This window comes from Arenibacter algicola (genome assembly GCF_018860365.1).
Classification (GTDB): domain Bacteria; phylum Bacteroidota; class Bacteroidia; order Flavobacteriales; family Flavobacteriaceae; genus Arenibacter; species Arenibacter algicola_B.
Window position 1 is genome coordinate 134,688 of the sequence record NZ_JAHKPO010000022.1, and the last position, 13,203, is coordinate 147,890.

Below are 13,203 nucleotides of genomic sequence, written 5' to 3' on the forward strand. Positions count from 1 at the left end.
TACCTATTACAAGTCTATTTGAATAGAGAATTTCTTTTAATAGTTTATTTGAATTTAGCATGTGTAAAGTCTTTGTGGGAACAAAGGCTTTACTTTTGTTAGGACTTTTCCGGTACTCATCGTCTAAATTGATCCTATAAACTAGAAGAGTAGGGGAATCACGAATTGGAACAATAGGATCAACAATACCACTGAGATAAGGTTAAGGACTATTCCCACCCTTGCCATTTGGTATACCTTAATATAACCACTGGCAAAAACTATGGCATTGGGGGGCGTGGCCATGGGCAACATAAAGGCGCAGCTACTGGCAATGGTAACCGGAATCAATAAATAGAGTAAAGGAACTCCAAGACCTATCGCTATACCTGCAACTACCGGAGCAAGCACTGCAACCAAGGCTACATTGCTCATTAATTCTGTCATAAAGAGCATTAATAGAATTAACAAGGATGCCGTAAATAGTATACTTATTTCGCTAGTGGAAATGGCGCTTGCCACCATATCAACAATACCACTTGTAGACATGCCTTCGGCCAAGGCCAGTCCGCCACCAAATAATATTAGAATTCCCCAGGCCAATTTTTCGGTATCGCTCCAGCCAATTATAAACTCACCCTTTTTAAGGTTAAAAGGAATCGCAAAAAGGGAAACTGCGGCTATCATACTTATGATAGTGTCCGATAATCCCAGGGATGGAAAAATACTGTTGATCAATGTTCTGAAAATCCATAGGAAAACCGTTATTCCAAAGATGGTGAGCACCATTTTTTCTTTGCGGCTCATAGGGCCCAATTTTTTTAATTCTTCTTGAATAATCTGTCTGGAGCCAGTAAATTTTAATTGCTTATTGGGAAAAAACCATTTTACTAGGACCAGATAACAAATGGTTACCATAATGATTGAAAATGGTAATCCAATAACCATCCATTTAAGAAAGGAGATTTCAATATTGTACTCGTTTTCCAGTAAACCAATTAAAATTGAATTTGGAGGGGTACCAATAACGGTTGCAATACCACCTGCGTTTGCCGAGAATGCGATTCCCAGCATTACATTGAGGGCAAAATTGCGATCATCCTTGGTGAAGCCATCCGCATCGTTTACCAACAGCCCAATAACGGACATGGCAATAGGGAGCATAACAACCGTACTGGCCGTATTGCTGATCCACATACTTAAAGCAGCAGTTGCGATCATAAATCCCAGTACTACCTTGTTCGGTGTTGTTCCCGTAATTCGTATGATGTTGAGGGCAATGCGTTTATGTAAATTCACTTTTTCCAGGGCCAAGGCCATCACAAATCCCCCAAAAAACAGAAAAATGATGGGACTTCCATAATTGGCGCCTACCTCGTTGATGGGCATGATCTTAAGTAGGGGAAACAAAATAAGTGGCAAAAGGGCCGCCACCGAAATAGAAACGGCTTCGGTAATCCACCAAACTACCATCCAAACCGCCACGGCGATTACGGCATCGCCTTTTTCGGAGACCAGGGTGTTGGGTAAATTTAGAAGAATAAAAAAGAAGATGGGGCCTAATAATAATCCTAATTTTTTGCTCAAATCCATATGGGAGGTTTATGGTGTTCTAAACTAGGTTATTTCTGGCAGTTATAAAAATGTAAACGGATAAGTAGCCTTAGTTTTTGAGGCTTTGATTCCAATTAGTTGAAAATCGTCTCCAAGCTTATCAAATTTAGGTCTTTATCCACCGCACCGTAAAATGTTTTTATGACGGAAAGTTCACCTATGTTGGGGGTCGTATCCTCAGTACGGTATCCGGCAACAAAGAATAATTTATTGTTTATTTCCAATATTTCAGGAATAAAGCTCCCCTTGTACCTTAGTTTCTTTATTTCCGCACCGGTAGGGTCGAATTTGCGCAAATAGCCATCGCCCGTTGAGATTACAAAGGAATCTCCTAAAGAGATCATTGCTTGGATATTATTATCCACATTAAAATAGTGGGTATTGATAATGCTTCCGTCCGAAGATGTAATGCTGAGCTCGCCATTACCGTAAGCGGCCAAGTTGCCGTTGGACAATTGTATTAAGTGATAGGCGCCATTTAAATGGTTGGCTTCGGTAATATGCCCCCCAAGTACGGAATTACTTAGGTCTACCGTTTTAGTAACGGCCAAATTAGTATCGAAAAACACAAGAAATGGGCTATAGTTGCTAATGAAGGGAAGGATAATGTTCTTGTTGAATGTGGCTCCAAAAGCTACATAGCCATTGTTTGTCTTGATCATATCTGCCAGCATGGCATTGTTAGATCCAATAGCTTTAAATTGGACATCAAAGGCATCGCCATTAGCATTTCTTTTTTCAATGACAGCTTTATATACACCATTGTCCTTTTGAGTTCCATAGAATATATAATTTACATCTTCTTTCAAATAACCATAAAGGTATTTGGTAGCAGAACTTAAAGTAGATGTTAAGCCCCAGCTGCTATTCATGGTTATTTCCCGGGATCCGTACAATTCGGGCAGGGTACGGGAAAAATGGATGTTCTTGTTGCCGTTGCCCAGGAAGTTGACATAAGCATTTTCCGTGTTGAATTGTTGGTCGGCAATATAATTGGAAGTAGGTATAAGGTTGATGCCTAATTCTTTGTAATAGAATTTTGGCACGGTCAGGTTTACCAGATCCTCGGTTTTTTCCAGATAGAAAATATTGCCATTATGCGGATTAAGACCCATCTCTATTGGTAACCCATTGTTTCCAAGGGGAATTTCGGGGAATAGGTAATAGGATTCCACCGGGGTTTCTACAAAAATTGTTTTGCTAAAGGTTTTACTGTGTTTTTGGTCATCGTAAACAACAAGGGTAATGGTGAAACTGCCACCCTCCTGATAGGATATAACGGGACTTTCCTGATTGCTGGTTTCATTGTTTCCGAAATCATAGGAATAGAGTACGGCATCTTTGGAACAATTGGTTATTTGTAAAGATTCCCCAATAGCTAAGGTATCTGTACTTAATGTAAAACAGGAGGTTAAATCTATTTCAGCTTCAGGAATGCCGCCTTCTCCATTGTTTTCCGTGGTACAGGAAAGCGTAAAAAAACACATAAAAATAATTGCGTAGAATTTTTTCATACTAAACAGATTTGGGATCCATTAGTATTAACGTGAAAATGAAGCTCTTATTTCAGCATTTCGATGTAAACCAGTGATTTAACGCTGACTGCACCAAGTTAGTGTCCAAACTAGTAAACTATGGAATCTGTGGCTATTTTAGGTAGGTCGTAACCTCCGTAATCCATAAACAATTCCCCTTCTTTGGGTTTGTCTATTTGATCCGGTTTTTTAATAGGTGTGTTGAACAGATATACAATCTGTAATTCTTTAAACTTTTTTAATTTTGGGAGATGTGCTTCTTCAAAATTTGTCCCCATAAGGTTCAAGTTTTTAAGATATTCCAGTTTTTCCAATGCCTCTATATTCTTTCCTGTTACCCCGGTATTGTCCAATTTTAATACGGTAAGGTGGGGCAAGGTGCTTATTTTTTCAAAAATGGCATCGGTAATCTGGGTTTCACCTAGATCAAGATAAACAACTTGACTCTTTACTGAAGATAGCAAATCAAAATCCTTATCGGAAAAGGAAGGTTTATTGATACAGGAGATTTTTATAAAATTACTTTCCTCACTTAAGCGTTCTACGTGAAAGCCCTTTTTCTTGAGAACTGCAATGGTATCCGTTGAAATTTCGGCAACCGCTACGTTGGGATAAGTATCGTCCTTGGCTTTTGGGAAGAATGCTTGAATTGATTCTTTTTTTAAACCTATTTCCCCAATGCTCTTGTTGAATGAATTGCCATTGGCTATCCAGATTTTTATAATATCCAATTCTTCCTTGGAGGGCTGATCCTTATCTTTTGGTGGCATATGGTCTTCATGGTCCAAAGGCAATATCAATCTGGCATAGAGGGAGCTTTCTTCCGGGTCGTTCGGCTCTATTATTAATCCGTCTTCCCCGCCTTTAAGGATGCCATTTTCTTCTTCCAATTGCAATTCGCCTTTTTCTTTTTTGGCATTATGACAGCTTACACATCTAGTGTTGAGGATAGGTTGTACCAAATCCGTATATAGAATTGCCTCTTCCCAATTCTCTTCTTCCAAAGTAGGCATTTCATAAACTTCCGGGCCAACACCCAAAAGGGATTTTATGCTGTTGGGCAGTGGTTCAATAAGGTAATCCGATCCATGGGTAATATTTCCCCCAAGATGTCCGGTGAACGATATTAGAAATAATAGTGAGAACGAAAAAAGGACTACCGGTACTCGCTTTATAAAGTCGATTTTTGAGGGTGCTGTCAATCGAAGGTACATCAACAAAGAAAATAGGGCAGTAACAATGCCCAGCCATAAATGATATTTTACCGTATCAAAGGAATATCCTTCACCCTTATAAAGTAGATAACCACTAATACAAGCTATGGTTGCGAAAATAAATGCCCATTGAAACAGGATCCCAATTATTTTGGTCCATTCCTTATTCCTTCTATCATACCATTGCAATAGTAAGGCGGCAATAATGAATCCTATCGGTAAATGCACTACAAGAGGGTGTAAGCGCCCAATTAATTGTTGGATAACTTCCATGGATAAATTATTTGTTCAATTTTAGGCGTTCTTTTAGGGTCTCCATCATAAAAACATTGGCCTCCCATTGATCGGAAACTGGTACACGGGTATAGGGCAGGGTTGGCATATAATCTGCTGGACCAAATTCTGTGGTCACTGTTACAACACCGTTGTTTTCCTTCCAACCTTTCCTAATTACCTTTTCCCAAATTGCCATATGTCTTTTCAGGGCATTTTTCCATTCTGGGGCCTGGGGATCATTTACCTGCGGACCTTCGGCATAACCGATACGGGCGTGTATGTGGTTGGATTTTTTTATTACTTCCTTTAATAATTCGTCCTTGCCCTGTAGTAATGACTCGTGGACTACCATCCAATGGCTAATGTCCAGGGTAAGCTTAAGATCAGGAATTAGGGCCAGATATTTGTTGGTATCCGGCAGGTTGTAACTAAAACGGCCCCTATGTGTTTCGTGATATACGGGAATATTGTGTTTGGCGCTTATGGTATTGGCCGCATCAATAAAGGCCTTGTTTTCTTCGGCCGTAAAAAAATCACTGCCGGTCTGACTATTGATCAGTACCGGTTTCCATAGCATTAAGGTCTCCAAAACACCTTTGTACTGTTCCAAACTCTCCTTAAAAGGCAGACCCTTATTGGTGCCATGCAGTAGGTTTAATAGTAGATCATGTTTTTCCAAGGCGGCCTTCAAGGCTTCCTGTTTTTCGGATCCCGAAGGCAACCATAATTCTACTCCATCATAGCCGGAGGTCTTGGCCCGTTCGCAAAAGCCATCCAAGGACAATTGGTTGCCCCAATCGGTTTGAAAAAAAAGCACCTTTTCTTGACCATAGGAAAATAGTAGGGAGCCAAAAAGTATTATGAATAATCGCATTTTATTGGTTTGGTCGGTTTGTGTTTTAGGCAAGAATTTCGTGTATTACATGTCCTTCTACATCGGTAAGACGGAAGGGTCTTCCTTGAAAATCAAAAGTAAATTGTTCGTGGTCAAAACCTAGAAGGTGCATCATAGTGGCGTGAACATCGTGTACCGAGACCTGGCCTTCCAAAGCGGAAAATCCAATTTCATCGGTGAGGCCCCAACTGGCCCCTTTTTTTATGCCCCCTCCGGCCATCCACATGGTAAAGGCATCTCCGTGATGATCCCGGCCTTTATAGGCCATTTCCTGACCTTCCCGGTTTTCCTGCATTGGGGTCCGGCCAAATTCGCCTCCCCAGACCACCAAGGTCTCGTCCAGTAATCCCCTTTGTTTAAGATCCAGGAGTAGCGCGGACATGGGTCTGTCTATTTCTGTACATTTATTTCTGAGCCCTAGGTCTACTGCAGTATCGTGACCAGTTCCGTGACTGTCCCAGCCCCAATCGAACAATTGAACAAATCGTACCCCGTCCTCAACGAGTTTTCTGGCTAAAAGGCAATTGTTGGCAAAGGATTCCTTTCCGGGTTGTACCCCGTACATTTCCCTTATATGCTCTGGTTCATTGTTGATGTTCATTACCTCTGGTACTGCAGTCTGCATACGGTAGGCCATCTCATACTGATTGATTCTAGCCAAGATCTCTGGATCGGAATATTCGTTGAATTCTTTTTTGTTGATATTGTTTATAGCATCGATAGTGCTTTTTTTAAGATTTCGGGTAATACCTTTAGGGTCATCTATATAAAGCACTGGATCTCCTTTGGACCTACATTGGACCCCTTGGTAAACTGATGGTAAGAAACCGCTTCCCCACACACTTTTTCCGGCATCCGGTGTTTTACCTCCGGAGGTAAGTACTACAAAGCCTGGTAAATTCTGATTTTCGGAACCTAGGCCATAGGTAACCCAGGACCCTATACTTGGTCTGCCCAATCTGGGGCTTCCCGTATGCATAAACAATTGGGCGGGCCCGTGATTGAATTGATCTGTATTTACCGCTTTAAGGAAAGCCACTTCATCCACTACTTTGGAAAAGTGGGGCAAGAAATTGGAGACCCAATTACCGGATTCTCCATGTTGTTTAAATTCCGCCTGGGGACCCAAAAGTTTAGGTGTTCCCCTAATAAAGGCAAATTTTTTGCCTTCCAACATGGATTGCGGGGTAACCTGTCCGTCCAGTTTTTGCAGTGTAGGTTTGTAATCGAACATTTCCAACTGGGAAGGAGCTCCTGCCATATGTAGGTAAATTACCGATTTTACCTTGGCGGGGAAAGGAGGGGCCATGGAAGCCAAAGGGTTGATGTCTCTTTCCGTTAGGGCAATCTTAGCGGTATCTTTGTTGCCAAGAAAGGAATTACAGGACATAAAGAAGGAGCCTAGGGCCAAACCGCCCATCCCGGCAACGCAATCTTTAATGAAATGTCGACGGGTCTTCGCTTGAATTTCCCGTTGTAACTTTTCTTTTATTAATCGGTCCAAACTGTTCATAGCTACGATTTTGTTAAAAACTCATCCAAGTTCATGATGGCATTGGCCACTACGGTCAATGCTGCTAAATTGGCATCTGTATCGGTTTCAAAAGGAATAAATTCCTTGATATTCTTTGGTTTTTCCTGGAAATCGGAAAGGGAACTGTTGTATAGTTCCTTTAGGACATTTAGTTTTTCCTCTGTAATATCCGCCAAAACTGCTTTCCTGTAGCCATCTCGTATACTTTTGTCTACACCATTGCTCTGGCCCATAAATTTGGCCAAATGATAGGCAGTTTCCAGATATACGGGATCGTTTAGGGTAACCAAGGCCTGTAATGGGGTGTTGGTCACGGTTCTACGTACCGTGGATACTTCCCTACTTCCTGCGTCAAAAGTGAGGAAGGAGGGGTAAGGGCTTGTTCGTTTTAAATAGGTGTATACGGCCTTCCTATATTTGTCCTCCCCTTGGCTTTCCACCCAATTGCCGCCATTATATACCGTTTGCCAAATGCCATCCGGTTGTGGTGGCATAACACTTGGGCCGTACATTTTGGTGCTTAAAAGTCCGGATACTGCCAGGGCCTGATCGCGAATTTGTTCTGCTCCCAAGCGAATTCTAGGGCCACGGGCATAGAGTCTGTTTTCCGGATCCAAATTGTATAATTTGGCATTGTTCTTAGAACTTTGCCGGTAGGTGCCACTCATTACAATATCTTTTACCAGAGCCTTTATGCTCCAATTATGCTCGTTCATGAATCTTAAGGCCAACCAGTCCAATAATTCGGGGTGTGTAGGCGGATCGGATTGTGATCCCATATCTTCCAAGGAGGCTACTATTCCCCGACCATAAATTTGTTGCCATACCCTGTTTACAAGGGTACGTGCCGTTAGCGGGTTCTCTTTGCTGACCATCCATTTGGACAATCCTAGCCTATTTTTTGGCCAGGCATCGTTCCAAGCATTGAGGCTTTGGGGAGTAGCAGGTTCTACGGTATCGGTTTTCATTAGCCAATTGCCCCGTTCAAAAACCTGGGTGGTCCTCTTTAGGTAATCAGGATTTTCTATGATGATGGGTAGTGTAGGGGTGTCGGCGTTCAACAGTTTCATAAAACTGTCATCAATTTGGGAGTATCCAGAATTGTTCTCAGCCTTTATTTCCGGAAGAAATGCAAACCATGAAATATAACTGGTAGGGCTTTTGGGAGAGATCTTGTCATTATTGGCTTCAATATATAAGTTTAATTTGTCGTTTGTTTTTTTGAAAGGGAACTTTTGAATTTCCCTGCCCTTGGTTTTGTTCGTTGTAAATTGTGCTAATATCTCTCCATCCGCATTGTCTTTTCTGACGGTTACTTTGGTGCCATCTATTCCTGAAGAATACTTCAGGTACATATAATCGGCACCTTGGGTATAAACATCAGGGAGGTAGCAGGAGCCATTGTCCCTTAAGGCCAGCCATTTCGTGTCCGCCAAATTGCCATTGGTATAATTCTTGGCCAAATGGGCGTGGTAAATAGGTTCGGAATATTGTAAGAAATTGTTATAGGTTTTGGCAACTTCCTTATTCTCGTTTTTAGAGATCCATTGGTAAATCTTATCTACTTCCCCTTGTTGTTCCTCGGAGAAAAACCTTAAATTGGGTTCATCCTCCGATGTGTCTTCGTCCCTGGTATTGTTAAAAAATGCCATGAGGTTGTAATACTCTTTGTTTTTAAAGGGGTCGTAGGTGTGACTATGGCATTGTACACACCCAATGGTGGTGCTCTGCCATACTTCAAAGGTGGTGTTTACCCTATCGATTACGGAAGCTACCCTGAATTCTTCATCCTCGGTACCTCCTTCGTCATTGTTCATCGTATTTCTGTGGAAGGCAGTGGCGATCAGCTGATCGGCCGAGGGGTTGGGCAAAAGATCTCCGGCCAACTGCTCAATCGTGAACTGGTCGAAGGGCATATCCTGGTTCAAGGATTTTATGACCCAGTCCCTATATTGCCACATAGTCCTACCCATATCTTTTTCATAGCCTTTGGTGTCCGCATAACGCGCATGATCCAACCACCAACTGGCCCATTTTTCACCATAGGCATCACGGGACAATAATTCGTCCACCATATTTTCGTAAGTAATTTTCCCGGAGGTAAAATCATTAAATAAGGAATCGTCCGGTGGAAGTCCGGTAAGGTCCATGGACACTCTCCGTGCCAAAACGTTTTGCTCGGCAGGTGGACTAGGTTCCAAGTCGTTGTTTTCCAAGGTCCTTAAAATAAAGTGGTCTATGTCATTTTGAATAAATCCTTGAGAATCACCGGAAGAAATACCGGCCGATTGTGTTGCTTCCGGAATTTCCACTTTTTCAGGTAAGGTATAGGCCCAATGTTTGCCCCATTTGGCTCCCTGGTCTACCCACTTGGTCAACAGCTCTATTTCCTCCTCTGAAAGTTTCGATTTCTTATAGGGCATTCGCAATTCTGGGTCATCTTCCTTTAGCCTTTGAATAAAGGGGCTTTTGGCGGCATTGCCGGGGATAATTGCGGGCTCTCCGGATTCGGTATTGGCAAAGGCTTCCTCTTCGAATAATAGACTGAAACCACCACTTTTTTTAACCCCACCATGGCAGGTAATACAGTTCTTGTTCAAGATAGGTTTTATATCCGCACTAAAATCTACGGTATCCGCAGGTTTAAGAAGGCTCCAAACGTAAATAACAAGCACAAGTGCCCCCACTATCAATAGGAATAAATATGCTTTATTTTTCATGCTATTATTTTTAAATGTTTGTTCAATATCAATGTTTTTAAATCCGCACCACTTATTTGAGGTATGCTAATATTAGGCAGTTGATCCAATAGTTCTCATGAATAATAATACTGCTTCATAAAATTAGGGGCAACCATCATCATGTTGATTAGTAATACTTTATTCTTCCACCTTGGTGGAAATGTATTCTTTAGTCCCCCAATACTCACTGTGCTTTAAGCACCAATCTCTTCGACATGCAATATGCCATTATTTAGGGTGATAAAACGGAGATATTTTAAGCAATTATATGGGAAATAATCTGCACTGGCTATCAAATGCTTATTATTTTTAGATATTTACTGTCAATACCTCAATTTATTCAGTCTAAACTTAATTTATATCGGAACAATACCCTTATAAAAGTAAGAAATTGAAAAGCTATTGTCAATACAATATTATGCCTTGGGCAGATGATGGTTATGGGGTACAAGAATTTAAGCGATTCTATTCCTCGAAGATAGAATCGCTTAAAAATATTGGAAGTTGTTGTTAATTTCCTTGGAAATTATTTCTTTAAAAGCACCACTTTAATGTCGCCCTCGGTGGCAACCTTGATCAACTCGTGCTTGGAAAGGGCCTTCATGGATTTATCCCATTTTTTGCCGCTTAGTCCCGCTTTTGTCTTAAGTTCGTCCAACGCTAGTTTGCCTTCTGGTTTTAATAAGGCAAGTATCTCTTTTTCTTCCTCGCTAAGCTCTAACTGTTTCTTTTCCGGTCTCATTTGTGGAAAGAAAAGTACCTCCTGTATGGAAGCATTGTTGGTCATCAACATGACCAAACGATCAATTCCGATACCGATACCACTGGTAGGGGGCATTCCGTATTCCAAGGCTCTTAGGAAATCTTGATCAATGAACATGGCCTCGTCGTCGCCTTTTTCTGAAAGTTGAAGTTGTTCCTCAAACCTTTCCCGTTGGTCAATAGGATCGTTCAACTCGGAATAGGCATTGGCCAATTCCTTTCCATTCGCCATTAACTCAAAACGTTCGGTTAATGCGGGATTGTCCCTGTGCTCCTTGCATAACGGACTCATTTCTTTGGGATAGTCCGTGATAAAGGTGGGCTGTATATAGTGATGTTCGCATTTTTCACCGAAAATTTCATCAATGAGCTTCCCAACTCCCATGCTATCATCAACCTCAATATTTAACTTTTTGGCAACTTCCCTAAGTTCTACTTCATTCATTCCGGCAACATCAAAACCGGTATGGATTTTTATAGCTTCCAAAATGGGTACTCTAGGGTAAGGTGCCTTAAATTCTATCTCATTTTTGCCAACGGTTACTTTGGAAGTGCCGTTGGAATCGATGGCTACTTTTTCTAAAAGTTTTTCGGTCATGTCCATCATCCAATTGTAATCCTTGTAGGCCACATAAAGTTCCATGACCGTAAATTCAGGATTATGGGTGCGATCCATACCTTCGTTTCTAAAATCCTTTGCGAATTCGTAAACGCCATCAAAGCCACCAACAATCAATCTTTTTAAGTATAGCTCATTGGCTACCCTTAAATATAAGGGAATGTTCAATGCGTTGTGGTGCGTCATAAACGGACGTGCCGCAGCTCCTCCAGGAATGGGTTGTAGTATTGGGGTCTCCACCTCCAAATAGCCTGCATCGTTAAAAAACTGACGCATACTATTGGTGATTTTGGTACGCTTTATAAAATTTTTCTTAACGCTCGGGTTAACTACCAAATCTACATATCGCTGGCGATAGCGCAATTCTGGGTCGTTAAATTCATCAAAAACCTTACCTTCTGCGTCTACCTTTGGCAATGGCAATGGGCGCAAGGATTTACTTAGTAAGGTAAAATTCCTTACCATTACAGTTTTCTCCCCAACCTGAGTGGTGAAAAGCTCCCCTTCAATGCCAATGATATCACCAATGTCCAACAATTTCTTATACACATCATTGTACAAGGTTTTGTCTTCTCCTGTACAAATTTCGTCCCTGTTAAAATAGACCTGTATACGGCCTTCGCTATCCTGTAGTTCGGCAAAAGAAGCCTTACCTTGGATTCTTCTGGACATAAGTCTTCCGGAAAGAACAACCTTTTTTCCTTCTTCATAATTCTCCTTGGCCTTTTTAGAAGTGCTGTCTACTGGGTATAGGGCGGCGGGGTAGGGGTCGATGCCCATTTCCCTTAACTTGCCAAGTTTTTCCCTTCTTATTACTTCTTGTTCCGAAAGCTGCATATACTTATAAATTAAGGCTGCAAATATAGGTACTCTGCGTTAATCTATCAATCCAAAAATCAGAATTGATAGTTTTGAAAACAGGGCACTCTAATTTTTTCCATTTTCCTGTAACAAACAGACTGTTTTTTAGTCTTAATAGTACACCTGTCCCGCAATGTGGCAGAATCAATTAAAATTCAAAAAAAATGGGCTGTTTTAGGGTCATATTGGCCATTGTTTTTCCGCCCTTGGCCGTAATAGGCAAGGGGTGCGGTTCCTTTATAATAGTTTTTCTGCTTACTCTTTGTGGATGGGTACCCGGTGTAATTGCCGCGCTGATTATCCTTAACAATCCAAACTAGGGTTTTGGGGTTTGGTTTATGAGTGGAGTTTGTATCTTTGCAGCATGAACAAAAGTATTCTCTTAGAAGATTTGGGACTTAAAGATTACAAGGATACTTGGGATTACCAAGAGCAATTGTTCAAATCTATTATCGACTTAAAAATAAAGAATAGGAGGGAGGGTTCCCAATTGGAAACACCCAATCATTTTTTGTTTGTAGAGCACCCGCATGTATATACTTTAGGAAAAAGTGGTGATATGGGTAATCTGTTGGTGGATGAAAACGTTCTTACCGAGAAAGGCGCAAAATTCTACAAGATAAACCGTGGCGGAGATATCACCTATCATGGCCCGGGACAGATTGTTGGTTATCCTATTTTGGACCTCGATAATTTCTTTACCGATATTCATAAATACTTGAGGTTTTTAGAGGAGATGGTTATTTTGACCCTGGCGGACTACGGTCTTAAAGCGGAGCGATCCGAAGGGGAAACAGGAGTTTGGTTGGATGTAGGTACACCCTTTGCCCGAAAAATATGTGCCATGGGGGTACGGGCCAGCCGATGGGTAACTATGCACGGCTTTGCGCTAAACGTGAATGCTGATCTCGGCTATTTTGATCTGATGATCCCCTGTGGTATCAAAGGTAAGGCCGTTACTTCCTTAAATGTGGAACTTGGCCAAAAGGAAGTGGATATGGCCGAGGTGAAGCAGAGACTATTGAAGCATTTTGAGGTACTTTTCGAAGCACAACTTATTTCGGCAAAAAGCCAAGTGTAGGAGTGGTTTCGATATTTACAATAATTGCCCTGGCTTCACCAAAAATTCCATTATTCTTGTTTTTTGTGATTATTTATGGATAAGGTTATCTA

At 41.4% G+C, this 13,203-nt stretch carries 9 protein-coding genes; 2 read left to right on the forward strand and 7 right to left on the reverse strand.

Annotated features, from left to right (window positions below; translation table 11 throughout):
• Positions 1-141: 141 nt before the first annotated feature.
• The 7 genes from KO529_RS17795 to lysS all read right to left on the reverse strand — a co-directional run bounded on the left by KO529_RS17795 (position 142) and on the right by lysS (position 12,006).
• A complete protein-coding gene (locus KO529_RS17795; RefSeq protein WP_215949216.1) occupies positions 142-1,572 on the reverse strand; it encodes an SLC13 family permease in 1,431 nt (476 codons plus the stop codon).
• A 95-nt stretch (positions 1,573-1,667) separates the two neighbouring features.
• Positions 1,668-3,107: a PKD domain-containing protein gene (locus tag KO529_RS17800; RefSeq protein WP_215949217.1), complete on the reverse strand. Its 1,440-nt coding sequence runs from the start codon at positions 3,105-3,107 to the stop codon at positions 1,668-1,670.
• Between the two features lie 110 nt (positions 3,108-3,217).
• Complete coding sequence (locus KO529_RS17805; RefSeq protein WP_215949218.1) at positions 3,218-4,615, reverse strand: c-type cytochrome domain-containing protein; 1,398 nt, start codon at positions 4,613-4,615, stop codon at positions 3,218-3,220.
• Between the two features lie 7 nt (positions 4,616-4,622).
• A complete protein-coding gene (locus KO529_RS17810; protein WP_215949219.1) occupies positions 4,623-5,492 on the reverse strand; it encodes a sugar phosphate isomerase/epimerase family protein in 870 nt (289 codons plus the stop codon).
• A gap of 25 nt (positions 5,493-5,517) precedes the next feature.
• Positions 5,518-7,026, reverse strand: coding sequence for a DUF1501 domain-containing protein (locus tag KO529_RS17815; protein ID WP_247097645.1), 1,509 nt, complete (start codon positions 7,024-7,026; stop codon positions 5,518-5,520).
• A gap of 2 nt (positions 7,027-7,028) precedes the next feature.
• On the reverse strand, positions 7,029-9,767 hold the full coding sequence (locus tag KO529_RS17820) for a DUF1553 domain-containing protein (RefSeq protein ID WP_215949220.1): 2,739 nt from the start codon (positions 9,765-9,767) through the stop codon (positions 7,029-7,031).
• A gap of 547 nt (positions 9,768-10,314) precedes the next feature.
• Positions 10,315-12,006, reverse strand: a complete 1,692-nt coding sequence (gene lysS / locus KO529_RS17825) for a lysine--tRNA ligase (protein WP_215949221.1) — start codon at positions 12,004-12,006, stop codon at positions 10,315-10,317.
• Positions 12,007-12,194: 188 nt separating this feature from the next.
• Between lysS and KO529_RS17830 the strand changes: the two genes are divergently transcribed.
• Entirely contained in the window at positions 12,195-12,350 is a 156-nt protein-coding gene (locus tag KO529_RS17830; RefSeq protein ID WP_187588110.1) for a YqaE/Pmp3 family membrane protein, read from the forward strand.
• Positions 12,351-12,394: 44 nt separating this feature from the next.
• Complete coding sequence (lipB, locus tag KO529_RS17835) at positions 12,395-13,111, forward strand: lipoyl(octanoyl) transferase LipB (protein WP_215949222.1); 717 nt, start codon at positions 12,395-12,397, stop codon at positions 13,109-13,111.
• Positions 13,112-13,203 lie beyond the last annotated feature (92 nt).

Bases quoted from the DNA above. Each gene is read 5' to 3' on its own strand.
- KO529_RS17830 (WP_187588110.1), top strand. From the start codon at position 12,195: ATGGGCTGTTTTAGGGTCATATTGGCCATTGTTTTTCCGCCCTTGGCC.
- KO529_RS17805 (WP_215949218.1), bottom strand. From the start codon at position 4,615: ATGGAAGTTATCCAACAATTAATTGGGCGCTTACACCCTCTTGTAGTG.
- lipB (WP_215949222.1), top strand. From the start codon at position 12,395: ATGAACAAAAGTATTCTCTTAGAAGATTTGGGACTTAAAGATTACAAG.
- KO529_RS17795 (WP_215949216.1), bottom strand. From the start codon at position 1,572: ATGGATTTGAGCAAAAAATTAGGATTATTATTAGGCCCCATCTTCTTT.
- lysS (WP_215949221.1), bottom strand. From the start codon at position 12,006: ATGCAGCTTTCGGAACAAGAAGTAATAAGAAGGGAAAAACTTGGCAAG.
- KO529_RS17810 (WP_215949219.1), bottom strand. From the start codon at position 5,492: ATGCGATTATTCATAATACTTTTTGGCTCCCTACTATTTTCCTATGGT.
- KO529_RS17815 (WP_247097645.1), bottom strand. From the start codon at position 7,026: ATGAACAGTTTGGACCGATTAATAAAAGAAAAGTTACAACGGGAAATT.
- KO529_RS17800 (WP_215949217.1), bottom strand. From the start codon at position 3,107: ATGAAAAAATTCTACGCAATTATTTTTATGTGTTTTTTTACGCTTTCC.
- KO529_RS17820 (WP_215949220.1), bottom strand. From the start codon at position 9,767: ATGAAAAATAAAGCATATTTATTCCTATTGATAGTGGGGGCACTTGTG.